This window comes from Paenibacillus albidus, from assembly GCF_014644435.1.
GTDB lineage: Bacteria > Bacillota > Bacilli > Paenibacillales > Paenibacillaceae > Paenibacillus_AQ > Paenibacillus_AQ albidus.
The window spans coordinates 64,345-90,668 of the sequence record NZ_BMKR01000003.1 but is presented as its reverse complement, the minus strand read 5'-3'; the positions used below and the strand labels follow the sequence as shown (position 1 = coordinate 90,668).

Sequence of the window (26,324 nt, the reverse complement as noted above, 5' to 3'; positions counted from 1 at the left end):
TTTCGGAGGGGCATAAAGCCCGAGAGGAGAAATACGCGATGAAATTGCAAAGAATAGCCATTGCCGTAACCAGTCTGGCATTGCTGCTGGGCAGCGCATACGAACCTGCCAGTGCGGCGAATCGATCTGCTGCCAGTTCGGCCGCTGCGGCTTCGAATGCTACGCAGTCCCAGAAGAACATTAAAGCCCAGGTGGATGCGGTTGCTCTGAAGAAGAAGAATCCCGGAGAGATCTACTATGTTTATGTGAATGATAAAAAATATAATCCGGGAGGTTACGCTTATCAGGCCTTTTCGTACGGTTTGCCTTTTAAAAATTATGAGCAATATGTACAGAAAGCAGAAAGCCTGAAGCCCCCTTTTCTGCAGTTGCCGCAGGCTCCGGAGGGCTTTAAATTCAACTCGGCTTATATAGGGGCCTATAAGCCGAATCCTAAGACCATCGAGGGACAGAAGCTGAGTAAGCAAGTGGTGGCCGAGGGCAAAGCCTCCGGCAAGCAGGTCTACATCAAAAAAGTAACCGATAAGCGCTTGAATGTCAGCCTGACCTATAAAGAAAATTCTTCAACCCCGTCCGGTCAAGCGTTTCTGGCCATCACGGCGGAGCCTGCAGGAACACTGGATCCTACAATCGAATATGTCCCAGCACTCGCAGAGCCCGAGAAGCTGGAAGTAGAGGGGCAGGAGCTGACTTACAAGACTGGCGATGCGCTTGTCTATAAGACTGCGAACTCCCCGGCGATTAACAGCAGCCAAGGCGCGCATTACTTGGAATGGGTGGACTCCCGTACGCAAATCAGCTATACGATTTATCTCTCTGGTGGAGATACCAAGAAAGAAGCGCTGGTTGGGGTCGCGGAGCAGATTATTACAGGCCAATAACAAGAAGCTGAATCCAGACTATCTAAGGCTGAATCATTCCGCCAGCCAACAAAGTCAGGAGCAGTTCCATCAACCCGAAGCGGGGTGGATGGAACTGCTCCTTTTTTGTATATACGCCTGCTATTTAGATTGAACCTGAAAATATAAGAGATGGGAATAGTGACGGAGGGCAATTTTGGAACTGGAGGAGCGGTAGTGACCGCCTTTGTCTGCAGATTTCAACCGTGAAGGACGGTATAAATCAAGAAATCTGCAGACAACAGCGGCCGGAGGTCCAAACATTCGCCGTAGTCACGATCCAATCCCAACCAGAAAATTTATAAGTTCAATCTAAATAGTATTATAATATAAGCAGCTTATCCCGAACCGACGAATCTATTAGAAAAGGACGATTGTATCGTGAAAAAGGCGAATGAAACGCTTGAACTGTTGAATCGGCATGTATCTGTCCGGCAATACCAGGACAAGCCTGTAAGTGAAGAACAGCTGACTGCTATTATTGAAGCGGGGCAAATGGCCTCCACTTCAAGCAATGTTCAGGCGTACACCGTCATTGCGGTGACCGAACCCGGCTTGAAGAAAGAGTTGGCTCACCTGGCTGGCAATCAGGTCTACATTGAGCAGTGTCCGGTCTTTCTGGTCTGGTGCGCCGACCTGTACCGGCTGCGCGGGGCGGCAGCGCCTCATCTGCAGGATGAAGAGACCTACGAGGATTCTACAGAGAATCTGCTGGTCGCGACCATTGACGTGGCCCTGGCCGCGCAAAATGCTGCGATTGCCGCAGAATCGCTGGGTCTGGGGATTGTGTATATCGGCGGAATCCGCAACCGGATTGCCGAAGTAGCAGAGCGGATCGGGCTGCCCGAGCTGGTCTATCCCGTATTTGGCATGTGCCTGGGCTATCCGGCGGCGGAGACGGGGCAACGTCCACGTCTGCCGCTGGCGGCCGTACTGCACCGCAATGGCTATCAAGCGGATACCTTGCAAGAGCAGGTGCAGATTTATGATGAAGTGTCGAGCGCCTACCTGCGGGAGCGCACTGGCGGCAAGAATGCAGCGCCGTGGTCAGCGCTGATGTCCAAACGCCTTGCAGAACCGGTCCGGCTGCATATGAAGGATTTTCTGCAGAGCAAGGGCTTTTTGAAGAGATAGCAGTTCCGAGATTCTGAACAAGCTGGAAGTGGAGAACCGGATTGAAGCAGCTATAGGAGGAATCTGAGTTTAATCCCGGTTGACCCGTTAGGGGCAGCCGGGATTTTTTGTAGATTAGGACAGCTATACAAGGTTCCCATATGCTGCATAAAACAAGTCTGGGCAGCGAATAGTATAGGCAGGAGGTGTAGCTGATGCCCGGTAATCAAGACCCCTTGCTCTCCGCGAAATTAGCGGATAACCTGCAGGAAATCAGAGATCGGCTTGGAAACAGCCCTGACCTTATTATCCGTAAATTTGAGCTGGTAACTTCACTTATTGAGGTTGCTGCTATATATATCAATGGTTTGAATGACAAAGATATCGTCGATGAGTTTATTACGCACATTATGGCCTTTGACACTCTTGGCGGAGACGGGCCGCAATTGAATTCGGTAAACGGAATTTATCAATTTATGAAAGGCAAAGCCTTGAGTACCGGTGAAGAGAAAGTAATCAGGGACTGGAAAGAGCTTTTTGCAGCCCTTTTATCCGGAAATACGATCGTTCTGGTGGATGGCCTGGCCGAGGCCATTGGCGGGAACACCAGCGGTGGGGAGGTCAGGGCGGTCACAGAGGCTTCTACTCAGGTAGCCATCCGCGGTTCCAAAGAAAGTTTTACGGAGTCCATTGGCACGAATCTCTCTCTGGTCCGCCGGAGAATCAAAAACGCCAATCTATGGATTGAAACGATGAAAATCGGCGTTGTCACCCAAACCGATGTGGCTATTATGTATATGAACGGCATCGCCAAAGAATCGGTGATACAGAAACTCAAGCAAAAGCTGCAGGGCATTCATATCGACGCCATTCTGGAATCGGGCTACATAGAGCAATTAATTGAAGAAAACAAATATTCACCTTTCCCGACACTGTACAATACGGAACGCCCGGATAGTGTGGCGGGCAATCTAATGGAAGGACGAATAGCCATTTTTGTGGATGGCACGCCTTTTGTACTGATCGCGCCTACCACCTTTTTTATGTTTTTTCATGCCGTTGAAGATTACTACCAGCGGTACGACATTTCAACCTTGATCCGGTTATTGAGATTTATGTGCCTGATCATTTCTTTGTTTGGCCCCGGTTTATTTGTGGCAGCTCTGAACTTTCATCAGGAAATGATTCCGACTCCGCTGCTGATTAATCTGGCCTCTCAGAGAGAAGGTGTGCCTTTCCCTACTTTTATCGAGGCGCTCCTGCTGGAGGTGACATTTGAGATTATTCGTGAAGCTGGTATTCGGATGCCCAGCCCCATAGGCCAGACTGTATCGATTATCGGAGGGCTGGTGCTTGGGCAGGCTGCGGTACAGGCTGGGATTGTCTCGCCTGCGATGGTCATTGTCGTTTCTCTGACGGGCATCTCCAGCTTTGCCACCCCAGCCTTCAATATGGCGCTTTCGGTACGTATCCTCCGTTTCATCATTATGTTCATAGCGGCATTTATGGGACTCTACGGCATGTGTGTGTTTAGCTTTATTTTGATCGCGCATCTGTGTAGTCTAAGCTCTTTGGGGATTCCTTATATGTCTCCTATGGGCCCGTTTATTCCCCAAAACCAGCAGGATGCCGTCTTCCGGCTGCCCTTCCAATTCATGAAGAACCGGCCGCGCTTAATCAGCCAGAAAAAGCACAATAAACGTATAAGGTAACAAGGGGGCTTGGAAACCGGATGAAGGGTAAAAGGCTGCTGCTAACCGTATTTTGTATGCTTGCAGTTATGCTGCTGACAAGCTGCTGGAACAGCCGGGAATTGAATGAAATGGCGATCGTAACCGGCATGGGAATCGATAAAGCCCCGGATAAGGATGAATATCGGGTCACCTTTCAGATTGTGAATCCTTCCTCGACAGCTACAAGCATGGGAGCCAGTACAGGACAACCTACCATTACGGTCTATTCCGCAACGGACAGAACTTTATTTGGAGCATTGCGCAAAACCTCCAAAAAGGCGGCAAGACAGCTGTTTTTTGCCCATACGCAGCTTGTGGTTATCGGGGAGGACATGGCCAGAAGCGGCATAGATGATATTTTTGATGTGTTTGAAAGGTCTCACGAGCTCAGGTTGAACGCTACCGTTCTGGTTTCAAGAGGCGATGATGCCAATTCTATAATGAAAATCCTGCTGCCTATAGAGAGCCTTCCCGCCATGGGCTTGGTCAAGAAGGTTAGAAACACGGCGGCAATCTGGGGAGAAAACAGGGATATTACTATTTTTGAGTTGATTAATGGAATCACTGGAGAAGGTGAGGTGGTCATCAGTGGGATCCGGGTTATAGGAGACAAGGAAGAAGGCAAGAAAAAAGCAAACCTGGAACAGACGGAAGTGAAAGCTATTCCCGCGATAAGCGGTCTTGGCGTGTTTAAAAAAGGAAAACTGGTAACGTGGCTGGAGGGCTCCGAGGCCAAGGGGGTTTTATGGGTTCAGAACAAGATCGATCAGACCACAGTCAACATTGATACAGAGGGGTCGGAAGCATCGGTTGCAGTTGATATTAATTATTCCAAAACGGCTATAAACGTAGAACTTCGGGAGGGAGTACCCGTCTTTCATGTTCACATCCAGGAGGAAGGAAAGATAAGTGAAACACGGGGATTTATGGATTTAAGCAACGGTGACGAGATCGCGAAACTGGAGGAGCAATTGGCGAAGCAGACGAAAGAAGCGGCCATCCGCTCCATACAGGCGGCTCAGCGGCTGGAAAGTGATATTTTTGATTTCGGCAATGAACTGAAACGTCTCCGTCCCAAGGAGTGGGAAGCGGTGAAAGAGGATTGGAGCTCCTTGTTCGCCCAAGGGAAGCTGGATGTTCGTGTAGAGGCTCATATCAGGGGTACAGGAATGAGATTGAAGCCGTACCTGCAGAATAAAGATGAATCCAACTGAAGAAGAAGCGGAGCATAGGCTATGAGAAAAGAGGTCATTGGTACCAATCAATTGTTTGCCATGATTATTTTGTTTGAATTAGGGACGGCCATTGTGGTTCCCATCGGGCTTGAAAGCGGACATGCGGTATGGTTATCGATCCTGCTTGCCTTGCCTGGAGGTGTGCTTCTATATCTGGTATATCATGATTTATCCCGTCAATATCCCGGTCTGATCATAAGCGGGTATACCCGGAAAATTCTGGGCCGGACTATTGGATGGCCGCTGAGTTTGCTGTACATTCCTGTCTTTATGTTTAATGGCTCCAGAAACCTGCGCGAAGCCGGTGATCTGTTGATTGCAGCTTCCTATGACCGGACGCCGGTATTTATCATCAATGCCATCATGGTCATTGCTGTCATGTATATACTGAATAAGGGGCTTGAAGTGTTTGCCAGAACGGCGGAAATTTATCTGGCCGTTATTTTTGTTTTGGGTTTTATATGCAGTTTTGTCGTGATTGCTGCGGGGCTGGTTGACTTTAAAAATTTGTTTCCGCTGCATGCTGCAGATTGGAGGCAGGCCTTCAGGTCGGCCTATCCCAATATTTGGATTTTCCCTTTTGGCGAGCTGGTCTGCATTACTACGGTCTTGCCACATCTGAAAGAATCCCGTCTGTCCGGAAAAACGGGGGTAGGTGCCATTGTTTTAAGCGGCATTCTGCTTTGTGTGACGCATGCTATTGAGATGTCTGTACTTGGAGAGGACGTATATCACAGAGCTACCTTTCCCATGTACACAACGATAACGCTGGTTAACCTGGCAAATTTTATCCAGCGGCTGGATGCCCTTGTTATTTTAACTTTAATTATAGGTGTGTTTTTTAAAATGACCCTGTATTGTTATGCTGCCATAGCGGTGACTGCGGATTTATTCAAGGTGCAAGATACCCGAAAGCTGGCCGTTCCTGTTGGTGTTGTCGTTCTGTTCAGTTCATTTATCAGTGCAGAGAATTATCCAAGGCATATGGAAGAGGGGGGAGTTTTTTTGCGGTATATCTTGCCCGTGTTGTGTGCGGTCATTCCTATCCTGCTGTTCATTGTCCACCGGATACGTAAAAGATTCGGGCTATTGCGGTAAGGGCGCTAGGCTATCTCCGGGAGTTTCCTTTCCGCACAGCTGCGGCAATGGCATTGATAAAAGGAAGGGAAAGAAAAAACACCATGGTGATCACCTCCTGTATGCTTGTGTTGGCTAGAACCGCCCGGATAGAGTGAAATGATTCAAATAAACTCATGCCTGACAACATATCGACTGAGAGGATCATCGCCAGTACTAACAAAGCGAGGATGAAATATATAGCTACAATTTTCATGGCTCTTGAATCTCCTTGGTATGGAACTGAAGGGCAACAGTTCTGGAATAGGAAGCTAAAGGTATTATTTCCGTGAGTGCCTGCCTGTAGTCATTAGAGAACTTTCTTGACAGTTCTCATATTAGTACTGTACAGTACTAATATGAGAACAAAACCATCTAACCGCGAAACAGCCTTGCAGGTGGGGAAGGACCTGTTTTTGAAAAAAGGATATCTGGCCACCAGCATGGATGATATTGTGACGGAGAGCAAAGTTTCCAAGACGAACATTTATTATTATTTTAAAAGCAAGGAGGAGCTTCTGACAGAAATTATCAGGTTAATGGTGGAGCAGTACAGCAGCGTTATTACCTATATTGCAGCTCAGACGGAGCTGCCTGTTATGGAGCGCCTGCACAAGCTGCTGGGGCTGCTGACCGAGCAGGATACCGACTGTTTGGGCGGGTGTCCATTTTTGACCCTGTATACCCAGACTCCGCCCCAGGCCGAAGAGATCAGGCAGAGAATCGGCGGGTTCTTTCAGAGCCAGCTGGCCGTGATTGAACAATTAATCCGGGAGGGGACACAGACAGGAGAACTGAAAGCCGATTTGCCGGTGCAGGCTGTCTCTGCTTTAATTCTGTCCACGGTTGAGGGAGCGTTGTTTTTGCGTCATGCCGGTCAGGATGAGAGCCATATGCACCATTCGCTTCAAGCTTTAGCAGTTTTGCTAAAGTAATTTTTTTGTATGTATTAGTACCGTTTAGTACTAATTATTTGAGGGGAGCTGAAATGATGTCGCATATATTTCTTACCGGAGGCACCGGATTTATCGGGCAGAACATTCTCAAGGCAGTCCTGCAGCAGGGAGACACTCTGACCGTCCTGGTGCGTTCCATCCCGAAGTTCACGTTGCTGCTGAAGCGGCTGGGTCTGGAGCATCATCCCGCCATTACGGCGGTAACGGGGGATTTAACCCAGCCGCTGCTGGGGCTTGGCGCCGGGGATCTGCAGCGGGTCTGCACGGTGGACCACATTATTCATGCCGGGGGGCCGATGGATATACAGCTTGGCGAGAGCGAGGCGCGGGGGGTATTTGCGGAAGCGGCCCGGCAAATGGCCGGGCTGGCGGACAGGATACATGCGTACCGGGGCCTCAAGCAGTTTATTCATATCGTCGGATTCAAGAGTCCGGTCAGCGGGCAGGATTTGGCTGATCCGCAGGCGCTGCAGGCTTCTCTGGCGCATGAGCCTCCTTATGAGCGAATGAAGTTTCTGGCCGATCTTCATCTCAGGCAGGCTGCACAGGCGGCGGGATACCCGCTTTCCGTAGTGCATCCGGGTGTGGTCATTGGGGATACGGCAACGGGTGCTACCGAGCAGCTTGGGGGACTTGGGGTGATGGTGCATGCGGTCCGCAACAAGCTGATGGCCGTTTCACCGGGAGGAAAGAGATATTGGCTGCCGCTTGTCCATGTGGATCATCTGGCAGCATTCATCACTGCGCTTGCCCTGGAGGACCAGCCGGAAACCCAGACCTATTATGTGCTGGATTCGCAGCAGGAAAGCCCGCATATGCCGCAGCTCCTGGCCGAAATCTCCCGGGAACTCCGCGTACCCGGGCCACTGGCTGCCATCCCTCCGTCACTGGTATCCGCGGCACTTGGCAGCCGGCTGGGACGCAAGCTGGGGATTCCTCCGGAGTCGCTGGATTTTATTGTGAATAGGGACTATCCACTGGAGAATACGCGGCGAATTCAGCACAAATATGGACTGGATTATGCCCTGAAAGGGGCCATCCTTCCCCGTGTCATCGCTGATCTGGACTACCGGCTTTCCCATCCGTCAGACCTCCCGGTGCCTTATGCTCTGGGCCGAAGAGGTACTCTGGCTACAGTGGAGAACTGCAACGGGGCTGGAGCTCCCATTCTTATTGTGCCGGGGACCTTTAGCGGCGCGGATGTTTTGCTGCCTCTGGCACGGGAGCTTGGGCACACCAGGATCTGGCTGGCCGATCTGCCCGGCATGGGCCGTACGCCATACCATCACCAGGGAAATATACTGGCGGGCCATGTCCAGGCCCTTGTTGATGCCATCACAGTCCATAATACTCCGGTTACGCTGGTCGGACATTCCTACGGTGCCCTGCTGGCCGCCAAGGTCATGGAACAGATTCCGGACCGTATCCATTCCCTGGTGCTGCTGCAGCCGGTATTTCATCCGGCTCCTTCTAAATGGAAATATCCCTATATCACAAAAAAGCTGCTCTCGCGGATAACCGCGAAATCGCTCAAGGCAGCGCTGGTCGCGGAGAGCTGTTTTGATACGGAAGCGGATATCCCGCCGGAGTATGTACAGTATGTGCTTGGGGAGCTGCGCTCTCCAAGAGTTAGAACAACCCTTGCCGGAGTTCTGGCGCAGTTGACCCGCAGCGAGAGTTTTGAGCTGAATCCCGAGCAGTGGGACGCGGGGAAAGTGCGTATGATCTGGGGAACGCATGACACAAACTATGAGATTCCGGAGCGTTACCGTCATTTGCCCGTTGAACGGTTGCCCTATGGTCACCACTTTCCGCTCTCTCATCCGCATGAAACGGCGTTGCTGCTGAAAGCTCACACTGAATCGGGCCGGCTGCTGTCTTTATAGACACTGTAATTCGCAAAGGCGCTATAATGGCGGCTTCGGGCAAGGTATAATGACAGGATATGTACAGCTTAGAGAATGCTAGTGGGTCTGCATGTACCGAGATCTGCAGAATTTAGGCAGGTCGCCCAAGGTGGACTGTAATTCCGCTATTCGCTTAGTTTTGTGTTTTTTCGCAAGTTCACGGACTGTAGTTCCGCTAATAGCCGTGAACAGCGCTTTAATAAGGTGCTGCTGCTCAAATAGCGGAATCTGAGTCCTGCTTCCTCATGTTACGGAGATAATATAGAGAATAGCGGAATCTGAGTCCGCTCATGTACAAGTTGTATGGGCCCGTACCTATTCAGTCAATGATCGCAGCTTGTAGGTTTGGGCTCGCTCTTGGCCGCTGGAGATGTACAGTATTTGCAGATCAACCAGATTATGCAGTATGCGTCTGGCTTGCCGGTCACATATTCTAAGATGGCCGGCCAGCTCCAAGGGGGTGAAAGGCCGTAACAGACGGCGCGAGAATCGTACCGTTTCGGCTTCCAGCCAGGACAAAGTGGAGTGGACGTCCGACGCGATAAACTTGCCTATAAACGAGAGCACCAGCTGCTGGCATTGCTTGGGCTCCTCAACAATTGAAGGATAGGCTACGGGCAGAAAAGTCCAACCATCCAAAGACAGCAAGCAATGCCGCCTGCATAAATCCTTGAACCGCCGGACATCCAGATCTCTGGCATGAGGTCCAAATCCCTGGATTTCTATCCGCCTTTTGCTCCATCAGGCATATAGGCCAGATCCAAATAGCGGTACCCGTTCCCGAAATCCCGCACTTCCCATTCGGGAAGCAAGTGACTGAAATTGCCGACCGCCGGGAACCAGACAGAGCGTAAGAACTCTACAGTTCCGTGTCCCAAACCTTTTTGTAACAACTCTGTTCTTCTTGGATTCCTCTCTACAGCCAAGTTACTGTGCAGCCATTCCTCATACTGCTGATCAAACCGCGACATTGGTGTTCTCCCCCGTAAGTAAATTTATAAAACAAACGCCGCTTGAATGCAGTCATCCCTACCTTAAAAAAGGAGGATGTTCCTGTATTCAAGCGGCGTGTTCTTCACGACCCTATATGCTGCTATTATAGCGCGCAGTTAGTAATTGGACAAACTAAATATGCAGCCTGGACTTAATGCTATATTGAAAAATGTGTGTATAAGACAGTGGGAGATTAGCGTCGTTTACAGCTGTAAGGGGTTGCGGGCAGTGCTTCAAGACTGCTTATCAGCAGATGCGGACTACAGATCCGCTAATCCCGACAAAGGGAGCGATTTCAAGGTTTTTCGGCATGTATAGCTGAATCTGAGTCCGCGAAAACGGAGATATGGATTAGTTACAGAAGATAGCGGATTCTCAGTCCGTGCAGGTTGGAGCAACGCTGAAACGTTGGTTGTTCTAGCGGCCGCGAGGCATGCTTTGAGCTGGGCGCATGCTTTAGCCCAGGCGCACATGCTTCCAACCCAGAACCCGCAGCCGGCTACTTCCGCCCCTTCTCCTGTTCCTCCCGCATCCAATCCGACAGCTGCCGCTTCAGCTTCAGGAATTCGGGCGAGTCGGTGATCTCTTCCCGGCGCGGGCGCGGGAAGGGGATGTCCACAGTGTGCAGGATAGAGCCGGGCCGTCCGGAGAAGACATAGATCCGGCTGGACAGCAGCAGCGCTTCCTCAATATTATGGGTGATGAACAGCACGGAGCGGCGGTTCGCTTCCCATAGCTCCAGAAGCCAACGCTGCATGGCGCTGCGGGTGAGCGCATCAAGCGCGCTGAACGGCTCATCCAGCAGCATCAGCTCCTGCGGGGCCAGCAAGGCCCGCAGAAAGGCCGCCCGCTGCTGCATCCCGCCGGACAGCATATGGGGGTAGGCCCGCTCGAAGCCGGCCAGGCCTACTTTGTCCAGCCACTGCCGGGCTTCTTCACGCGCTCCTTCGCCGAGCGCGCCTTTGAGCTCGCCGGCCAGCAGCACATTATCCAGGATGGTCCGCCAGGGAAACAAGGCAGGCTGCTGCGGCATATAGCTGATCTCACCCCGCTGCCCGGTGAGGAGGCGGCCGTTCATGCTTACCGTGCCGGCATCCGGTGTTTCCAGGCCGCCGATGATATGGAACAAGGTGCTTTTGCCGCAGCCGGAAGGACCGACAATAGAGACGAATTCCTGCGGCTCTACCCGAAGGGATACATTGTTCAGCACAGGGGTCACCTTGCGGCGGTGGGTAAAGGCTTTGGAGACGCCGCTGACCTCAAGCGCTGCCGGCAAAGGGGAGGTTCTGCGCGTGTCAGTGCCATAAACGGGTTGTTCTTGAACGGGAGAATCGCTGGGTTGGGACATGGTTAGTTCCTCCTTTCTATACATCACGGCGCGGCTTCCAGCGCACCAGCCATTTCTCCAGCAGGGCGATGAGGGCGAAAAGCACGAGACTAAGCAACACAATAATGACGATGGCTACGAACATCCGGTCGGTGCGGTAGGCTGATTTTTGCAGCAGCATATAGTAGCCGATTCCCTTGTCTGCCCCGATCCACTCGGCCACCACGGCACCCATTACGGCATATGTAGCGGAAATTTTGACCCCGGAGAACAGGGCAGGCAGCGAGTGGGGCAGCTCCAGCTTGGTGAAGATCTGCCATTTGCTGGCCCCCGCCATCTTCATATAGTTCATCATGACCCGGTCGCTTTGCGCGAGTCCGCCCATGGCCGCCACCGCAACGGGAAAGAAGCAGACGAGTGTAATGAGTACGATTTTGGGCAGCAGGCCGAAGCCGAACCAAATGACGAGCAGCGGCCCAAGCGCGATCGAAGGGACGTTTTGGCTCAGAATAAGCAGCGGATAAAAAGCGCGCTTGGCCCATGGCAGCAGATGCAGCAGCAAAGCAACCACGAGGCCTACGCCAGTGCCGATTGGAAAGCCGATCATCGTCAACCGCAGCGTTGCCGCAGTATGCGTCCAAATGCCGGATGCGTTGCCTGTGAATTCACGGGCGATGCCGGAGGGGCTTGGCAGAATCCATGCTTCTATCCGGAATAACGAAACGGCCAGCTGCCATACCGCCAAAAAGAAGATGACCGCCACAAAGGGCGGCCAGATTTGCTTCCAGGTCGATCTCACGGGCGGTATTTCTCCGTCAGCTTCTCCATGCTGATGCCGCTGGGGTTGTGGGCGATTTTGATTTGGGAAATCACACTCGGACTGCCTGCTTCCACCAGCGCTTCGTGCATTTGGCGCACCACCTCCAGCAGCTCCGTAAGTTCACCTTCCATCGTGGTTTCCAGCGGGTTCACCTGATGTTTTACTCCGGACCGCTGAATCACCTCAATAGCTGTATCCACATACGGGATGGAATCTTCATTATTCGGGGTCTTCGGTATGACCTGAATGCTTAACAGTGTGTTTGCCATGGTTCAATCATCCTCTCAAAGGGTTGTAATGTTATTACTGGCTTTCCGGCAAAAAGTCATTGGTAAATGCAGCTTCGGCGTCCAGCGGTTTATCCAGCAGCTTCAGACCGTACATCCAGTCGGCATAGTTCTGCCACACTTCGGCCTTTTGCTCTCCCCAGCGCGGGGCATCATCCGTATATTTCGGACTGAGCCATTTCTGGCTGGCCAGGACCAGCTCGGGGTCGAGATCAGGTACCGCTTTGGTCAGAATGGCTGCCGCCTCTTCGGGATGATCAATGGCATACTGATATCCTTTGGACGTAGCTTTCACAAAAGCCTTGACCTGCTCGGGGTTATCAGCGATTTGCTTCTCGCTTGTGGTCAACACGGGAGTATAGTAATCCAGCTCCGGCGCATAATCCTTAATATACAGCATGTCCACCGGCTCTCCCCGCAGCTCGGCTTCAATTCCGGTCCAGGCATAAAAAATCCAGGCGAAATCGATGTCCCGCTTCACGGCAGTGAAGAAATCAGCCTCTCCCATGTTGATAATCTTCACTTTCTTCACATCCCCGCCTTCGGGGTCCATGATTGCTTTCATAGCCGCTTCTTCAACGGGTGATCCCCAGCCCCCGTAGGTTTTGCCTTCAAAATCTTTGGGCGACGTAATCTTGCGGTCCTTCGGCGCAGCAAAACCGGAGGTGTTATGCTGAATGATAGCGGCAATGGAGACCAGGGGCACTCCTTGCAGGCGGGCAACGGTCAGCCCTTCCTGGTACCCGATACCAAAGGCAGCCTCCCCGGAGGTCACCATGGTATCCGCACCGGCTGCACCGGGCTGCACAATGGCTACATCAAGGCCTTCTTCTTCATAGTAGCCAAGCTCCTTGGCCACATACAGGCCGGTATGGTTCGTATTGGGTGTCCAGTCCAGCGCGACTTTAATTGGAGCAAGCGTTTCGGGTGCAGCGGAAGCTTCAGGAGCAGCGCTGCTCTCCCCGGCAGTATTCCCTGTATTGCCGCCTGCATTCCCGTTATTGGTACCACAACCGGCAACGGCAATCACCAGCATGCAGGTGAGGCACAACATCAGTACTTTCTTGAATCCCATTTCTTCTTCTCCCCTTAATCAATGAATGCCGCGCGCAATTTCCGTTCACTCCACTTCCGAATACAACAAAAAACGCCCCGATGATCGGGGCGTTTGGCTCTTACGCAAGAAAAAGTAAAGATCACAGGGACCAAAACTAATAATATTCCTACGCTGGCATTATCCAGATCAGGTGTAAGGGTCAGTATCTTGTGGGATACACTCTCAGCCGGCCAATTCCAGCACCCCTGGTTCTATGAAGCTCACGGTCATGCGACGTTCTTACGGTGTATTATAGACGCCCGTTACAGCAATGTCCAGCAGCGACTTTTTAATTAATAATAATGCGGGTGGATTGCTATGGATTATCCTGGACTTGCGATAATGTTATATAATATAAGTAAAGGGGGACTACCGATGATTACGGAAATGCAGGCGTCGGCCGGGGAGCGGCTCAGTTTGCTTACGGACCGGCTGGCTGAACGAGTCACTGCGCAGCAATATCAACTGCAGCCGGAACTCATGGAAAGGTTTGGTCCCTCTGGAGTGGAACGAACAAAGCAGGATTCGGTTTATCATTTGCGTTATCTGGCGCAGAGTGTGGCCTTGGGGAGTCCTTTGCTTTTTATAAAATATATTATTTGGCTGAGACAACTGCTGGTGCAATATAAGATTACCGGAGAGGATCTGCGGGTGAATCTGAATTTAATAAGGGAAGCCCTGAATGACCAGCTGGAGCCTGGTCACAAGCTGCTTGTCCTCGATTACCTGGACATGGGCATCCATCAGGTGGATGAAGTGGAAGTTTTGCAATCATTCCTGCAGCAGGAGAAGCCTTACTTCAAAGAGGCGGAGAGTTATCTGCGGCTCCTGCTCGCCGGAGAACGCCGCCTGGCGCTGGAGTTTGTGCTGAAGCTTCATGAGGCGGGAGTGCCCATCAGGGATATTTATTTGCATATCTTTCAGACCTGCCAGTATGAGGTTGGCCGGTTGTGGCAGACAGGGGAACTTACCATTGCCCAAGAGCACTACTGTACGGCCTCGACGCAAAGTATCATCTCCCACCTCTATCCGCGCTGGATCACAGCCCCGCAGACGGACCGGACGATGGTGGCGGTAGGCGTGGGGGATGAAATGCATGAAATCGGGCTGAGAATGCTGACTGATTTTTTTGAAATGGAAGGCTGGGATACACATTATCTGGGAACCAATCTCCCGGATGCCGAGCTGATTCGTTATCTCGTCAAGCAGCAGGCCGATGTGTTGGCGGTCTCTGTGACCATGACATATCACGTGGCCCATGCGCAGCGTCTGATCGCAGCCATAAGGGCAGAAGATTCCCTGAAGGACATAAAGGTTCTGGTCGGCGGCATGCCGTTTAATATAGAGAAGGAATTATGGAGAAAAGTCGGGGCGGACGGGTATGCCCCCGATGCCAAAGGCGCAACGGAAGTGGCGGATAAGCTGCTCTCCCGAGCATGAGCGCATTTTTAAGAATATAAAAGGCGGGATCAGAATGACGGACAATCAGCAGGAAATCCGGAGGTTGAGAGAGACAATCGAGAATCTCTCGCATCAAATCATACTTGGCCAAGACAGAGAGAAGCAGACGCTGGCTGACTTCTCCGCGATGAACAATGAACTGACTACCACTTACCGCCTGCTGGCCAAGACGAACGCAGGGCTGCAGGCGCTTAAGGAGGAGGCGGAACGGGCAAACAGAGCCAAAAGCCTGTTCCTGGCTATGGTCAGCCACGAGATTCGGACCCCGATGAACGGGATTATTGGAATGACCGAGCTGCTTAGGGATTCCACTGTAACCCCGGAGCAGCAGACCCATCTGGAAGTCATCGAGGAGTCGGCCCAGTATCTGCTGAGGATCATCAATAACCTGCTCGATATTTCCAAGATTGAAGCCGGACAAATGACACTGGAGGTCAGCCCGCTGCAGGTTCGCGGAATGCTGGAGCATGTCATGCAGCTGCTGGCTCCGGCGGCCCGGAAACAAGGCAACACTATAACCTGCCATGTGGATGACAGGGTCGAAGCCTATTTGAACGGGGACGCCTCCAAAATCATACAGGTGCTGATCAATCTGCTTAACAACGGCATCAAGTTTACAAGGGACGGTACTGTAGAGGCTGCTGTGAAGCTCATCGAGGATCAGGGCAGCCGGCAGCGCCTCCGCTTTGAAGTGAAGGACACGGGCATCGGCATCTCTGCACAAGACAAGGTTAAGCTGTTCCGCCCCTATACCCAGATTCAGGATGAATCCGATACCGCCTCCGAGGGAACCGGACTGGGGTTATCCATTTGCAAGTCGATGGTTGAGCTTATGGATGGGAGACTGGATGTGGACAGTGAACCGGGGGCAGGCTCTACCTTCTGGTTCGAATTAGTGCTTGGCAAGACCCGGAGTGCACCCGGCGATACAGGGCAATCTGCGGCCAGCCCGGCGGCCCAGGTCTACCGTTCGCAGCCTGTACTGGTGGCCGAGGATCATCACTTGAACAGCAAGCTCCTATTGATGCAGCTGAAGAAGCTGGGCATTACGGATGTGCAGCTGGTGGAAAGCGGGCTGGAAGCGGTAGAGGCCGTACGGCAGAGAGACTTTGGCTTGATTCTAATGGACAGCCAGCTGGCTGAAATGAACGGGGCCGAGGCTGCTGCCACGATTCGCCGGATGGAACGGGCTGACGGACGGGTACGCACACCGATTATTGGCATCACGGGGGATGGCTCCCACAATACACAAGAAGCATTCCGTCAGGCCGGGATGGATGACTGGGTGGTTAAGCCGCTGACGCTGGACAAGCTTCGGCAGCTCCTGGGGGAATGGTTCAGCGCCAGTTGTCAAATGCCGATCATCAACGTCGAGACCATTAATGGTATCCGGGAACTCGATGAGGACGGGGAATCGGAATTGCTGCGTATGCTGCTGGATATGTTCAACAGCGATACCCCGGTAAGAATTCAGGCATTGTACACCGCGCTGGGCAAACGGAGTGCTGCCGAAAGCGCAGGTATTGCCCATAGTCTGAAATCGGGCAGTCTGGGTATCGGAGCCCAATATTTCGCCTCGATCTGCGCTGAAATTGAGCAGTATGCCAAGCAAGGAGACCTGACGGCGGCAGCGGCCCTGCTGCCCCAACTGATCCCGGCTTACGAAGAGACTTCCAAAAGGCTTGAGCAACTGATATGAAAGGTTGACTTCGGGGCAGCCTGCTTAGCCTTGGTATTTGAATTTTTTCCTGCGGCGGTTTTTGATTCCTTTCCAGAGCTCCTTGAGGGTGAGAATGGCGCTGACCAGAATGCCGCTGAAGGTCAGGAACAGGGCGATATATTCAAAGGGCGAATATTCGAGCAGCTTGCTCCAGTCAATCTGGCCTTTCAAATCCTCAATAACCTGGTTCATGCCGTATATGCCGCTGACGACCGTAAAGACCGTGAGGATCATCAACAGCGTATCGCGGCGTTTGGACTGATACTTATCCTGATATTGGAACAGGTCATTCAACGTCTGCTTCACCTCTCCGAACAGGGCATCATTCCCGTATACTTTTCGCAGCTGGAAAAAAATCTCCCGCCCCTGCGACTGTGAAATTAACTCCAAAAAATAGAATTTGGCCGAAAACTTGTTGATAGAGTAAATCAAATTTTCAATTTCCTCATTATCGCGGTTAATGCGCAGGCGTGAGTGTATATTGGCCAGCTTCAGCAGTACGATTTTGTGGAACAGGCTCAGCAGCAGTCCGTAGTAGTATTCGCCGTACATCTGATTGGCCAGCTTCACTACGGTTTCCCGGTCTGCCCGGCTGATACAGGTGAAGGTCTGTTCGTTGGTTATATAGTAGGTGTTGGGGGCCCAGCGTGTATAGGTATGCTCCCTGCAATATTGCTCGATATACTCAGGGTCGCTTGCGCTGGCATAGGGCTGCCCCTTTTGGTTCAGGCCGTCCAATTGAGAAGCCCGGAAACGCAACTGGACGTCAATTGTATCCGTTACTTCCCCGGATTCAATGCCGTAGAAGGCTTCCACCAGCATCCGCTCATCCACAAAAAAGGGCAAGGTTTCGAAATAGGCCCCGTTCAACTCGGTTTGGTCCATAAAGGGCTCTAGGCCTTCAAACAAGTGACGGAATACAAAATCCTCTACCTGGGCAAAGGTTGTGCCCTTATAACGGATGATGGCCTCCTCATCTTGTGGGGAGGTATTCTGCAGCGTACGGAAGCGGTCAGCGAATTCCAGAGCCAGGCTGATGGGAAGCCGCTCTTCCATGATTTGAACCCGTACGGTGATGAATCCCAGCTGAAAGGGACAAATGAAGATATCCGTGGAAAGAACACGAAATTCAATCTGCTGCTGCGATATCATCATGGTGAAATCCAGATCGTTCACCTTTGAGAAACGGCGGAATGAATCTTCGTCATCCTTCCGGGGGAACAACACATGAGCGGCAAAAGGCAGATAAGAGCGCTCCATTCGTTCATGGGACACGCAAAACCCCTCTCCGTAGTAGGCGTCCTCAAGCTCCCGGTTGTCCAGGGAAAAACGTGTGAAACCCTGCTGCTCCATATGCGCCATAAGCGCTTTGGACTCCTCCTGTTTAATGGAGAAGGGGAAAATAAACTGCAGCAATGCAGTATGCAATAATGGTTCGGAGGCGAGCCTATCCATAATCAAATTCCACCCTTGCCTAGAATATCGTTACAGCATCCATTACCCGAAAAGGGCTGCGGTGATCGTATAAAGCTGAAAGCACCTTCCACAGTCAGTTTATGAAGATGTACAGGATTCAATACGGTCAGGACGGGTACACTACTAATAAGCATTTACATCTGAAAGGAGCTGCATTGCCCATGAATAACAAAGAGCTGGAGCAAACGATCATCAAGGCACTGGATAACAACAAATTCGGTTCCTTTGGCACGATAGAAGCCGGCAACAAGCCAAAGGTGCGTTACATGGCCGTTTTTCATGATGGGCTGAGCATTTATCTGGCTACCAATCGTAAAACGCATAAGGTGGAGGAGCTTAAGAATAATCCGAATGCTTTCCTGCTGCTTGGCTATGAAGAAGGCGGGGACAAGGAGCTTTTGGAGATAGAAGCGACGGCAGATATCACCAAGGATGACACCCTGCGCGCCAAAGTGTGGAATAAAGAGCTGGAGCAGTGGTTTAAGGGGCCGGATGATCCCGATTACGTCATTCTTGAGCTTACGCCCTCCAGAATCGAATATATGGGCAAAAATAAAGAGCACGGGGTCTGGGAAAGACAGGCTGCGGGTTCGGGCAAATAAAGGGGGAGCTTGCTTCCCCGCTTTCACAGGCCATCCTCGGGATGGCTTTTTTGCTGTGCCTTAATAGGCCAGACTTGCGGCAGCAGCGTCTAATTCATAATGGGAAAACATGTTATAATAGCCTCACAGTTTGGCAACATCTTAGAGGAGTTAGGGGGATTGCCATGTTTTGCAGTGATTGCTCTGCTGTTGAGCCGCTAGAAGACGAGGGGGAGCTCAGGGTTCGTCCTTTGCCGCTTCCGCTGGCCGCTTCCGCTGGCCGCTGCCTTACACACAGCAAGATACGATTGTCAGGGGCCGGAGGAAGAGGGGCTCATCCGTTATCAGTCCCGTGAAGGTCTGCTGCAGCTGCTGCAGCTTCTGGAACAACTGGAGCAGGAGAATAATCTCGTCTTGGCTGTATGTATTACCGGCACAAACGGGAGACGATTGACCGAACGGTGGGTATCGCTGGACCAATTGAATATCCGAATCAACAATAACCATCTGATCGACATAATTATAAAACAAGACTTTTGCAGCTACATGCAGCCCATCGTGAATTTCGCGGAAGAAATTGTGGGTTTTGAATTCCTTTTACGGCCGCTGCCGCACGGGAGCCGGTTTCAGCCTTACGAATTGTTCGAACTGGCCCGCCAGGCCGGGTTTCATTCGTTCCTGGACCGGGCTGCACGAATCTCGGCTATCGAGACGGGAGCCAAATTATTGCCTGGAGGGATCAAGCGGTTTATTAATTTTTTGCCGTCATCGATCTATAATCCGATGTATTGCCTCACACATACGTTTGAGGTCATCAGCCGCCTGAAGCAGGACCCGCAGGATTTTGTCTTTGAGGTAGTGGAGACAGAGAAGATTGACAATATTCCACATCTGCAGACTATTTTTGCAGAATACCGGCTTCAGGGGATGCAGGTGGCGCTGGATGATGTCGGAGCAGGGTATTCCACAGTAGAGGTTATGTCGACCCTAAAGCCGGATTATGTCAAGATTGACCGCAGTCTGATCAGTTATTGTGATGAAGACCCGGTGAAGCAGAAGGTGATACGGGACATTATGAATCTTGCAGGTGAATTCGGCGGCAAATTGCTGGCTGAAGGGATCGAACGGCGGGAGGAATATCAATTTTGCCGTGACCTGGGCATGGATCTGGGGCAGGGTTATCTGTTCGGAAAGCCGGAGAAGAAGCCGCCGGGGGATTTCAGCTGTACGGTATAAGTGTAGAAAGGATTTGAAGGAAGATGAGCATGACCTTGTTATATATAGAGGACGACCGCGAGATCGGCAGCATCGTTTCTGCAGATTTGCGTGAAAGGGAGTATAACGTCCGCTGGCTTCAGAGCGGAGAAGGGGCCATAGAGGAAGCGGCGGACTGCCAGCTCGCCATTCTTGATGTCATGCTGCCCGGGTTGGACGGCTTCACTGTAGGGCAGCGCCTCAAGCGGGCGTACCCGGCGCTGCCGATCCTGATGCTCTCGGCACGGACGTCCATTGATGACAAACTGCAGGGTCTGCAGTTCGCGGATGATTATTTAACCAAACCTTTTCATCCAGATGAGCTGGCGGCAAGGGTGGAGGTGCTCCTTAGAAGGGCGGGAGCGTCAAGTACGGTTCCCCTGGCGCTGAAGCACCTTCTGGTTTATGAAGGCGACAACCGGGTTATCCGCGCCGGGAGCGGGGAAGAGATTTTGCTGACAGGCAAGCAGTTTCAGATCTTCTCTTATTTGCTGCGCCATCTCGGCCAGATTATGACCAAGGAACAGATCTATGAAGCGGTATGGGGCGAACCTTATATGGAAGGCGACAAGACGCTGATGGTCCATATCCGTCATTTACGGGAGAAAATTGAAGAAGATCCCGCCTCCCCGGAGATTATTGAGACCGTGCGCGGGATTGGCTACCGGGTAAGGGCATGAAGAGGTTCAGGCGTTTGCGTCTGCCGAAGAGCTCGTTGCTCTCCCGTTATTTGTTGATTGTTGTGGCTGCATTGTTTTTCGTTCCTGTCATTTTTCCACTGAGTATCATGGCTTACGGGTTCTTTACCAGTATGACGGTACCGAAGGACCCGGCTGATTATGCACTATATACAAAAGTTACAGAGCTTGAACAGATGTGGCATGAAGAGGCGCTGCTACTGCAGGGGCGTTCGGCGGAAGAGATTGATGAACGGCTGCAGGAGTTAAGCCGCAAGTACACCAGAGCCTCCATGTTCTGGGTGGACCATGAGGGAAAGACCCGGTTGTTGCTGGAGCCGGTTGCACCCGTTCCCGGGGCTTCGGCAGCTTCCCGGCCGGTTATCCCTGAGCGGTGGACAGCAGTTGACGCGATTTCATTTATGAAGAGTACCATTGGGAATGATCCGCTTGGCATTGTTGCCTTTATAGGGGACCGGGAAGAGGCCGGTGAAGGTTTTATGGTCATGCAGGTGTCACGGTTGGTCATAAGCTCGCCGACTGTTGAGATTCTGAATTTGTGGTTCATACTCGTCCTGCTGGTGTTCTTTGTAGGGTTCGCTATTGTGTCCTGGCTGTTCTTCATCGGCATCCGCAAGCGGCTGCTGCGCCTGCAAAGGGCAATGACTGTGACCGGTCCGGCTGGCATGCCACGGCCGATTCCGTATGGCAAGCCGGATGAGATCGGCCGCCTGGAAGAGGCCTTCAATACCATGGTGGGGGAGCTTGCCGAAAGCCGCAGGCGGGAAGCTGAGGAAGAAGAGCTGCGTAAACGGCTGGTCGCCGACCTGTCCCATGATCTCCGCACACCGCTAACGGTCATCCGCAGCCATGTGCATCATATGACCAAAGAGAATTTGACCATGCAAGGCCGGGAATCGCTCCAGCTCATGGACGAGCGCATCTCCGATCTCGGTACGCTGATTGACAATCTGTTGTCCTATAACCTGCTGCACAGCGGGCGGATTACCCTGGAACTTAAGCGTAAGGATGTGCTGCGGCTGCTGCGGGAAAGTGCAGCAGCCTGGTATCCGCTCTGGGAGAAGGAAGGGTTTGCGGTGGAGATCGATCTGGATGCCGAACCGCTGTACTGGATGGTCGACGAAGTCTGGTTCCGCCGCGTGCTGGACAATCTGTACCAGAATATAATACGCCATGCCCGCAGTGGGCGTTATGTCGGCATCTCTGCCGGGATTCGGCAAGAGCGGCGTGTCATTATGATTGCCGACCACGGCAAGGGCATCGGCAGCCGTTCGGAGGCAAAGGGTGCCGGTTTGGGGCTGTCGATCGTTGATCTTCTGCTGAAGCATATGGAGCTGGAGTGGAACGCCGAGAGCAGCGACGAAGGCACTGTGATTATAATCTCCCACGCTCGGCAGAAAATTTAAACAAAACTTAAACTTCGTCGGTGCGTGTTCTTAACCTTGGAGCGTTATGCTTATTTACGAGGTGAAGAACATGGGAGAAACAGTGATTAATACAAAGAGTTTATTGAAGAAGTACGGCGGCCGGGCCGCCGTGGATCACTTGAATCTGAAGATAGATAAAGGAGAAATTTATGGATTTCTGGGACCCAACGGTGCAGGCAAAACAACAACTATCCGCATGCTGCTGGGCCTCATCACGCCAACATCGGGCAGCATTGAAGTATTCGGGCAGGATTTGCGGAAGAACAAGCTGCAAATTCTGCGCCGGGTTGGTTCGCTGGTAGAGTCTCCGTCGTATTACGGCCATTTGACGGCTACAGAGAATCTGGAGGCTATCCGGCGGATCATAGACGCACCCAAGTCGCGTATTGCAGAAGTACTGAAGGTGGTCTCGTTGACCGGGGAGGAAAAACGTCCGGTGAAAGGTTTCTCGCTGGGAATGAAGCAGCGGCTCGGCATTGCAGCTGCGCTGCTGGGAGAGCCTGAGCTGCTGATCCTGGACGAGCCAACCAACGGTCTGGACCCGTCAGGGATACAAGAGATCCGCAGCCTGATTAAAAGGCTGCCGGAGGAGCAGGGGATCACTGTGCTTGTCTCCAGCCACCTGCTCAGTGAAATTGAGCAAATGGCGGGCACGGTCGGCATTATCCGCCAGGGGCAGATGGTTTATCAGGACACGATCGCCAACCTGCAGCTCCAGGCCTCCGGAGAGATGCGGTTAGCCATTTCCGAACCGGAAGCAGCCATGTTCCTGGCGAAGCGCCGCGGCTATGAAGGGACACTTCAGGAAGGACGGCTGATCCTGTCCCGCATGAACGATGCCCGGGTAGCGCTGCTGGTCAAAGAACTGGTTGAGAATGGACATGCGGTCTACCGTGTGGAAGAACGGAGACAGTCCCTTGAAGATTTCTTCCTGCAGGTCGTTGAGGGAGGAGCGTCATGATGCTCCGGGCGCTGTCGGCAGACTGGCTCAAAATCCGCGGGAAAGGGCTCTGGTTCCTGGTGTTTCTGGGGCCGCTCGGAATCGTTGCCATGCAGGGGCTCAATTTCGGCTTGCGGTTTGATTATCTGACTAAGGAATACAGCGATGATCTTTGGGGAGGGCTTCTTGATAATATAGCCAATTATGTGCCGGTGGCCCTATATTTGGGCGGGACCCTCTTGTGCTCAATGATTGCGAATGTGGAGCATCAGACAAGTGCGTGGAAGCAGCTGCTGGCACTGCCTGTCTCACGGACGGCGGTATTTATGGCCAAGCTGCTGCTCTGTCTGCTGCTGGTGGCTGTATCCTGTCTGCTGCTGTCGGCCGGCTCGGTGATTCTGGGGCTGATTCTGGGCTTCAAAATGGATCTGATCCCATGGGGGGATATTCTGCGGATTGGATTCATGTCATACCTGGCGACACTGCCGGTGCTGATTCTGCAGCTGTGGTTATCGCTGAGCTTCCGGAATCAGACCTTGCCGGTGTCGATTGGGCTGACCTTGTCGATGGGTTCATTGTTCGCTACATTTCTGACGGAATTTATGCCTTTAACCTGGCCTTATCTGGCCTGGAATGCCCCGAATCCCATCTGGTTCAGCGGCGCCGGCCTTTTGCTGGGCATGCTGCTGATTGTGCCGAGTGCAGTACATTTTGCAAGAAAGGATGTGGCTTGAGATGACATCCCTGTGGCGGTTAATTTCGGCGGAGCGTCTGAAAATGTCCAAGTCCTTTGTCTGGCTGTTGACCCTGTTGAGTCCGGCCATCGCTGTACTTCCGGGAATGCTGTCCAGCCCGCCGGATGGCGAGAGTTTGAGCTGGCAGTTGCAGCTTTCCGATATGTCTATGATCCACTCGATGCTGTTTCTGCCCGTACTGTCCGGTATTTTTGCCGCCTTGTTGTGCCGGTATGAGCACCAGGAGGGAGGCTGGAAAATGCTCCTTGCCCTTCCGGTGACCCGGATGACGGTATATTTGTCCAAATTCATCATGATTATCGTTCTGCTCGGGGTGGTCCAGCTGTTGTTCGGTGCGGCCCTGCTGGGAGTGGGATGGTTCCGCGAGATTACCGAACCCGTTCCTTGGGCCCTAATGCTGCGCAGTGTATTCGGCGGCTGGTTCGCCTGCCTTCCCCTGGCCGCTCTACAGCTGGCAGTCTCGCAGAGCTGGAGCAGCTTCGGGGCACCGCTGGCGCTGAATGTCAGCTTGACGCTTCCGAACATGCTGATTGCAAATTCTGCGACCTACGGTCCTTATTATCCCTGGGTACAGCCGATGCTGGCGATGTCTCCTTTGTCTCCTTACGGCGATGAATCTTTCGGGGCCTTTAACATTTCGCTGGAGAGCCTGCTGTTCGTTGTGCTGGGCAGCCTTATTGTCTTTCTGGCTGCGGGTATGATTTCGTTCTGGCGCAAAGCCGTCTAAGGCTGGCTTCTCCCCTCCATGGACATCACTAATGGATTTTCATATAATTAAGGAGTCTATAAGTATACAGCAAAGCCGGGTTGAAGCCGGAAAGCTATAGAGGAGGGCGAGAGCATGGAGCCAGCGGCACTGGAGGAATGTGACAATACATGTGAAGGTTCGGAGCTGGAACCGGAATCTGTTGCGTTGATCCTGCCTGACCGGGAGATTACGGATAAAATGGCGGAGATGTTCAAGGCACTTGGTGATCCGACCAGAGTTCGGCTTATCTATGCGTTGTCCCAAAGAGAGCTGTGTGTACATGATTTATCGCGGATTCTGGATATGGGGCAATCTGCCGTCTCCCATCAGCTCCGCTATCTGCGCAATCTGCGGATCGTGAAACGCCGCAAAGAAGGAAAGACGGTGTATTACTCGTTGAACGATGCGCATGTGGAGCAGATTTTTCTCCAGACGCATGAGCATATCCGTCATGAATAGATTATAAACAAGCAGCGAGTCTCCGGGTATGGAGATTCGCTGCTTTGTTTTGGTGTCCATTAGCCATTGCTAAGTGATTTGGAAATCCAGAAGCATTGACCGGCCAGTACCAGCAGAATGAGCAAATCGTAGCCGATAAAAGCGCTGCTGTTGTCGTTGCCGGCAAATTGAATCAGATTATGTAAGAAGTGAAAGAGGATCAAAGGAACGATATTATTGGTTTTGACCATCAGCAGGGCCAATACGGCGCCCATCAGCAGTGCGTATACAATTTGCAGCGCGGTCTGGGCCAGGGACTGTCCGGACAGGGCGTTCAGAATATGAGTCACCGCGAAGAGGATGCTGGAGGTAATCACAGCCGTTTTAACGCCTTTGGCGAGCAGCGTCTTCAGAATCAAACCCCGGTAGATACTCTCCTCCACAAAACCCACAAGCAAAGTGAAGAAGATCAGGAACAACACCTCGGAGACGCCGATCCCGCGGAATCCCTTAAGGCAGTTAATGAGCAAAATGGCGGCCAGCGGGGAGTAATAGACCCAGTGGCGCGGAGAAATACTGCGCAGCGGCCGAAAACCTAGCATGCTCCATTTGTTTCTCAGTGTGAAGTAAATGACCAGCACCAGGGCGATGGGAATAAAGGCAATCAGTACAGGGGCTGCATAATTAAGCTCATTTAATGTGGCGTAGGTTCCGGAGGCCATCATCGCCAGCAATAGCAGCAGTTCGATAATTACAACGGTCCAGACAGGCCGCTTTTGCGAAAAAGATACTTCAGTCCTTACATTATTCATGGTTTAAATTCTTCCTTTCCTTAATAGCTTTCAGCCATTGCTTCTCCATCTCAAAATGGTTTAATCCGTAGGTCAGAACAGAGACGCGGTAATAATAATCCTCCGGGTTCGGAATTTCGGCAAGCTCGCCGGCTACGATGGACTTAACGGCCTCAAGGGTGCGAAGCTCCTGCTCCAGCTTGAATAAATATTCTCCCAGCAGCCGCTGGCGGGTCTCCTCATCCAGGTAATCGAAGAAGAAGATACGGATCAACTGCTCATTACGGGCCCCCTGTGACGGTCCGGCCAGCCAAGTGAGGAAAGCTTCTTGTCCTCCGGGGAGCAGGGTATAGAGTTTCTTGTTCTTGCTGTTGTCAGTCTCTGTAAGGGAGATCAGGCCCTTGTCGGTCAGTCTCTTTAATGCAGGATAGAGACTGCCGAAGCTGGCTTTATAAAAGATTCCTACGGAGCTGTCAATGGTTTTCTTCAAATCATATCCGCTCATTGTACCTTCCATCAGCATGCCAAGCAGGATATACTCCAGCATGAGATC

General features: G+C 52.1%; 25 protein-coding genes, 2 pseudogenes and 1 riboswitch. Of the genes and pseudogenes, 18 read left to right on the top strand and 9 right to left on the bottom strand.

Annotated elements, in window-relative coordinates:
- Positions 1 to 38 precede the first annotated feature (38 nt).
- The 5 genes from IEY53_RS03835 to IEY53_RS03815 all read left to right on the top strand — a co-directional run bounded on the left by IEY53_RS03835 (position 39) and on the right by IEY53_RS03815 (position 6,078).
- Positions 39 to 881: a hypothetical protein gene (locus tag IEY53_RS03835; RefSeq protein WP_189022293.1), complete on the top strand. Its 843-nt coding sequence runs from the start codon at positions 39 to 41 to the stop codon at positions 879 to 881.
- A 399-nt stretch (positions 882 to 1,280) separates the two neighbouring features.
- On the top strand, positions 1,281 to 2,033 hold the full coding sequence (gene nfsA / locus IEY53_RS03830) for an oxygen-insensitive NADPH nitroreductase (RefSeq protein ID WP_189022292.1): 753 nt from the start codon (positions 1,281 to 1,283) through the stop codon (positions 2,031 to 2,033).
- A gap of 194 nt (positions 2,034 to 2,227) precedes the next feature.
- Complete coding sequence (locus tag IEY53_RS03825; RefSeq protein ID WP_189022291.1) at positions 2,228 to 3,724, top strand: spore germination protein; 1,497 nt, start codon at positions 2,228 to 2,230, stop codon at positions 3,722 to 3,724.
- 20 nt (positions 3,725 to 3,744) lie between these two features.
- On the top strand, positions 3,745 to 4,959 hold the full coding sequence (locus IEY53_RS03820) for a Ger(x)C family spore germination protein (RefSeq protein ID WP_189022290.1): 1,215 nt from the start codon (positions 3,745 to 3,747) through the stop codon (positions 4,957 to 4,959).
- Between the two features lie 21 nt (positions 4,960 to 4,980).
- Positions 4,981 to 6,078 carry a GerAB/ArcD/ProY family transporter gene (locus IEY53_RS03815; RefSeq protein WP_189022289.1) on the top strand — a complete coding sequence of 366 codons (1,098 nt, stop codon included), beginning with the start codon at positions 4,981 to 4,983 and terminating at the stop codon, positions 6,076 to 6,078.
- Between the two features lie 10 nt (positions 6,079 to 6,088).
- On the opposite strand, the gene IEY53_RS03810 is transcribed toward IEY53_RS03815, so the two are convergent.
- Complete coding sequence (locus tag IEY53_RS03810; RefSeq protein WP_189022288.1) at positions 6,089 to 6,313, bottom strand: YczF family membrane protein; 225 nt, start codon at positions 6,311 to 6,313, stop codon at positions 6,089 to 6,091.
- A gap of 142 nt (positions 6,314 to 6,455) precedes the next feature.
- Here IEY53_RS03810 and IEY53_RS03805 point away from each other — a divergent pair, with 142 nt between their 5' ends.
- Together IEY53_RS03805 and IEY53_RS03800 are read left to right on the top strand one after the other, a co-directional pair.
- On the top strand, positions 6,456 to 7,031 hold the full coding sequence (locus IEY53_RS03805) for a TetR/AcrR family transcriptional regulator (protein ID WP_189022287.1): 576 nt from the start codon (positions 6,456 to 6,458) through the stop codon (positions 7,029 to 7,031).
- Positions 7,032 to 7,087: 56 nt separating this feature from the next.
- On the top strand, positions 7,088 to 8,938 hold the full coding sequence (locus IEY53_RS03800; RefSeq protein ID WP_189022286.1) for an alpha/beta fold hydrolase: 1,851 nt from the start codon (positions 7,088 to 7,090) through the stop codon (positions 8,936 to 8,938).
- Between the two features lie 336 nt (positions 8,939 to 9,274).
- On the opposite strand, the pseudogene IEY53_RS03795 reads toward IEY53_RS03800, so the two are convergent.
- The 5 genes and pseudogenes from IEY53_RS03795 to IEY53_RS03775 all read right to left on the bottom strand — a co-directional run bounded on the left by IEY53_RS03795 (position 9,275) and on the right by IEY53_RS03775 (position 13,461).
- A pseudogene (locus IEY53_RS03795) lies at positions 9,275 to 9,930 on the bottom strand (transcriptional regulator).
- Between the two features lie 521 nt (positions 9,931 to 10,451).
- Positions 10,452 to 11,300 carry an ABC transporter ATP-binding protein gene (locus IEY53_RS03790; protein ID WP_189022285.1) on the bottom strand — a complete coding sequence of 283 codons (849 nt, stop codon included), beginning with the start codon at positions 11,298 to 11,300 and terminating at the stop codon, positions 10,452 to 10,454.
- A 16-nt stretch (positions 11,301 to 11,316) separates the two neighbouring features.
- The gene (locus IEY53_RS03785; RefSeq protein WP_189022284.1) at positions 11,317 to 12,078 is read right to left on the bottom strand and encodes an ABC transporter permease; all 762 of its coding nucleotides are present in this window, start codon (positions 12,076 to 12,078) and stop codon (positions 11,317 to 11,319) included.
- Entirely contained in the window at positions 12,075 to 12,368 is a 294-nt protein-coding gene (locus tag IEY53_RS03780) for a thiamine-binding protein (protein WP_189022283.1), read from the bottom strand. The genes IEY53_RS03785 and IEY53_RS03780 overlap by 4 nt, the downstream gene beginning before the upstream one ends.
- A gap of 34 nt (positions 12,369 to 12,402) precedes the next feature.
- Entirely contained in the window at positions 12,403 to 13,461 is a 1,059-nt protein-coding gene (locus IEY53_RS03775) for an ABC transporter substrate-binding protein (protein ID WP_189022282.1), read from the bottom strand.
- 128 nt (positions 13,462 to 13,589) lie between these two features.
- Positions 13,590 to 13,700, bottom strand: a riboswitch (TPP riboswitch).
- A gap of 157 nt (positions 13,701 to 13,857) precedes the next feature.
- On the opposite strand from IEY53_RS03775, the gene IEY53_RS03770 reads away from it, so the two are divergent.
- From IEY53_RS03770 to IEY53_RS36000, 3 genes and pseudogenes are all read left to right on the top strand, one after another.
- Positions 13,858 to 14,922, top strand: coding sequence for a cobalamin B12-binding domain-containing protein (locus tag IEY53_RS03770; RefSeq protein ID WP_229695965.1), 1,065 nt, complete (start codon positions 13,858 to 13,860; stop codon positions 14,920 to 14,922).
- Positions 14,864 to 16,255: pseudogene (locus tag IEY53_RS03765) on the top strand (ATP-binding protein); the annotation flags it as partial. The gene IEY53_RS03770 and the pseudogene IEY53_RS03765, both read left to right, overlap by 59 nt.
- A gap of 117 nt (positions 16,256 to 16,372) precedes the next feature.
- Positions 16,373 to 16,642 (top strand): Hpt domain-containing protein, encoded by a 270-nt coding sequence (locus IEY53_RS36000; RefSeq protein WP_373293800.1) that lies wholly within the window; start codon positions 16,373 to 16,375, stop codon positions 16,640 to 16,642.
- Between the two features lie 24 nt (positions 16,643 to 16,666).
- Here the strand turns inward: IEY53_RS36000 and IEY53_RS03760 are convergent, their stop codons facing one another.
- Entirely contained in the window at positions 16,667 to 18,118 is a 1,452-nt protein-coding gene (locus tag IEY53_RS03760; RefSeq protein WP_189022280.1) for a hypothetical protein, read from the bottom strand.
- A gap of 182 nt (positions 18,119 to 18,300) precedes the next feature.
- Between IEY53_RS03760 and IEY53_RS03755 the strand changes: the two genes are divergently transcribed.
- From IEY53_RS03755 to IEY53_RS03720, 8 genes are all read left to right on the top strand, one after another.
- Positions 18,301 to 18,741, top strand: a complete 441-nt coding sequence (locus tag IEY53_RS03755; RefSeq protein ID WP_189022279.1) for a pyridoxamine 5'-phosphate oxidase family protein — start codon at positions 18,301 to 18,303, stop codon at positions 18,739 to 18,741.
- Positions 18,742 to 19,134: 393 nt separating this feature from the next.
- A complete protein-coding gene (locus IEY53_RS03750) occupies positions 19,135 to 19,956 on the top strand; it encodes an EAL domain-containing protein (protein WP_229695964.1) in 822 nt (273 codons plus the stop codon).
- A 23-nt stretch (positions 19,957 to 19,979) separates the two neighbouring features.
- Positions 19,980 to 20,654 carry a response regulator transcription factor gene (locus IEY53_RS03745; protein ID WP_189022278.1) on the top strand — a complete coding sequence of 225 codons (675 nt, stop codon included), beginning with the start codon at positions 19,980 to 19,982 and terminating at the stop codon, positions 20,652 to 20,654.
- A gap of 14 nt (positions 20,655 to 20,668) precedes the next feature.
- Positions 20,669 to 22,078: a sensor histidine kinase gene (locus IEY53_RS03740; protein WP_229695963.1), complete on the top strand. Its 1,410-nt coding sequence runs from the start codon at positions 20,669 to 20,671 to the stop codon at positions 22,076 to 22,078.
- A gap of 70 nt (positions 22,079 to 22,148) precedes the next feature.
- A complete protein-coding gene (locus IEY53_RS03735) occupies positions 22,149 to 23,060 on the top strand; it encodes an ABC transporter ATP-binding protein (RefSeq protein WP_189022276.1) in 912 nt (303 codons plus the stop codon).
- The gene (locus IEY53_RS03730; RefSeq protein ID WP_189022275.1) at positions 23,057 to 23,773 is read left to right on the top strand and encodes an ABC transporter permease; all 717 of its coding nucleotides are present in this window, start codon (positions 23,057 to 23,059) and stop codon (positions 23,771 to 23,773) included. The genes IEY53_RS03735 and IEY53_RS03730 overlap by 4 nt, the downstream gene beginning before the upstream one ends.
- 1 nt (position 23,774) lies before the next feature.
- The gene (locus tag IEY53_RS03725) at positions 23,775 to 24,521 is read left to right on the top strand and encodes an ABC transporter permease (RefSeq protein ID WP_189022274.1); all 747 of its coding nucleotides are present in this window, start codon (positions 23,775 to 23,777) and stop codon (positions 24,519 to 24,521) included.
- A gap of 114 nt (positions 24,522 to 24,635) precedes the next feature.
- On the top strand, positions 24,636 to 25,001 hold the full coding sequence (locus IEY53_RS03720) for an ArsR/SmtB family transcription factor (RefSeq protein ID WP_189022273.1): 366 nt from the start codon (positions 24,636 to 24,638) through the stop codon (positions 24,999 to 25,001).
- A 59-nt stretch (positions 25,002 to 25,060) separates the two neighbouring features.
- Here IEY53_RS03720 and IEY53_RS03715 read toward each other — a convergent pair whose 3' ends face one another.
- Positions 25,061 to 25,792, bottom strand: coding sequence for a CPBP family intramembrane glutamic endopeptidase (locus IEY53_RS03715; protein WP_189022272.1), 732 nt, complete (start codon positions 25,790 to 25,792; stop codon positions 25,061 to 25,063).
- A complete protein-coding gene (locus IEY53_RS03710) occupies positions 25,785 to 26,318 on the bottom strand; it encodes a PadR family transcriptional regulator (RefSeq protein ID WP_189022271.1) in 534 nt (177 codons plus the stop codon). The genes IEY53_RS03715 and IEY53_RS03710 overlap by 8 nt, the downstream gene beginning before the upstream one ends.
- Positions 26,319 to 26,324 lie beyond the last annotated feature (6 nt).

Bases quoted from the DNA above. Each gene is read 5' to 3' on its own strand.
- IEY53_RS03835 (WP_189022293.1), top strand. From the start codon at position 39: ATGAAATTGCAAAGAATAGCCATTGCCGTAACCAGTCTGGCATTGCTG.
- IEY53_RS03825 (WP_189022291.1), top strand. From the start codon at position 2,228: ATGCCCGGTAATCAAGACCCCTTGCTCTCCGCGAAATTAGCGGATAAC.
- IEY53_RS03820 (WP_189022290.1), top strand. From the start codon at position 3,745: ATGAAGGGTAAAAGGCTGCTGCTAACCGTATTTTGTATGCTTGCAGTT.
- IEY53_RS03815 (WP_189022289.1), top strand. From the start codon at position 4,981: ATGAGAAAAGAGGTCATTGGTACCAATCAATTGTTTGCCATGATTATT.
- IEY53_RS03810 (WP_189022288.1), bottom strand. From the start codon at position 6,313: ATGAAAATTGTAGCTATATATTTCATCCTCGCTTTGTTAGTACTGGCG.
- IEY53_RS03805 (WP_189022287.1), top strand. From the start codon at position 6,456: ATGAGAACAAAACCATCTAACCGCGAAACAGCCTTGCAGGTGGGGAAG.
- IEY53_RS03800 (WP_189022286.1), top strand. From the start codon at position 7,088: ATGTCGCATATATTTCTTACCGGAGGCACCGGATTTATCGGGCAGAAC.
- IEY53_RS03790 (WP_189022285.1), bottom strand. From the start codon at position 11,300: ATGTCCCAACCCAGCGATTCTCCCGTTCAAGAACAACCCGTTTATGGC.
- IEY53_RS03780 (WP_189022283.1), bottom strand. From the start codon at position 12,368: ATGGCAAACACACTGTTAAGCATTCAGGTCATACCGAAGACCCCGAAT.
- IEY53_RS03775 (WP_189022282.1), bottom strand. From the start codon at position 13,461: ATGGGATTCAAGAAAGTACTGATGTTGTGCCTCACCTGCATGCTGGTG.
- IEY53_RS03770 (WP_229695965.1), top strand. From the start codon at position 13,858: ATGATTACGGAAATGCAGGCGTCGGCCGGGGAGCGGCTCAGTTTGCTT.
- IEY53_RS36000 (WP_373293800.1), top strand. From the start codon at position 16,373: ATGCTGCTGGATATGTTCAACAGCGATACCCCGGTAAGAATTCAGGCA.
- IEY53_RS03760 (WP_189022280.1), bottom strand. From the start codon at position 18,118: ATGGATAGGCTCGCCTCCGAACCATTATTGCATACTGCATTGCTGCAG.
- IEY53_RS03755 (WP_189022279.1), top strand. From the start codon at position 18,301: ATGAATAACAAAGAGCTGGAGCAAACGATCATCAAGGCACTGGATAAC.
- IEY53_RS03745 (WP_189022278.1), top strand. From the start codon at position 19,980: ATGAGCATGACCTTGTTATATATAGAGGACGACCGCGAGATCGGCAGC.
- IEY53_RS03735 (WP_189022276.1), top strand. From the start codon at position 22,149: ATGGGAGAAACAGTGATTAATACAAAGAGTTTATTGAAGAAGTACGGC.
- IEY53_RS03730 (WP_189022275.1), top strand. From the start codon at position 23,057: ATGATGCTCCGGGCGCTGTCGGCAGACTGGCTCAAAATCCGCGGGAAA.
- IEY53_RS03725 (WP_189022274.1), top strand. From the start codon at position 23,775: ATGACATCCCTGTGGCGGTTAATTTCGGCGGAGCGTCTGAAAATGTCC.
- IEY53_RS03720 (WP_189022273.1), top strand. From the start codon at position 24,636: ATGGAGCCAGCGGCACTGGAGGAATGTGACAATACATGTGAAGGTTCG.
- IEY53_RS03715 (WP_189022272.1), bottom strand. From the start codon at position 25,792: ATGAATAATGTAAGGACTGAAGTATCTTTTTCGCAAAAGCGGCCTGTC.
- IEY53_RS03710 (WP_189022271.1), bottom strand. From the start codon at position 26,318: ATGCTGGAGTATATCCTGCTTGGCATGCTGATGGAAGGTACAATGAGC.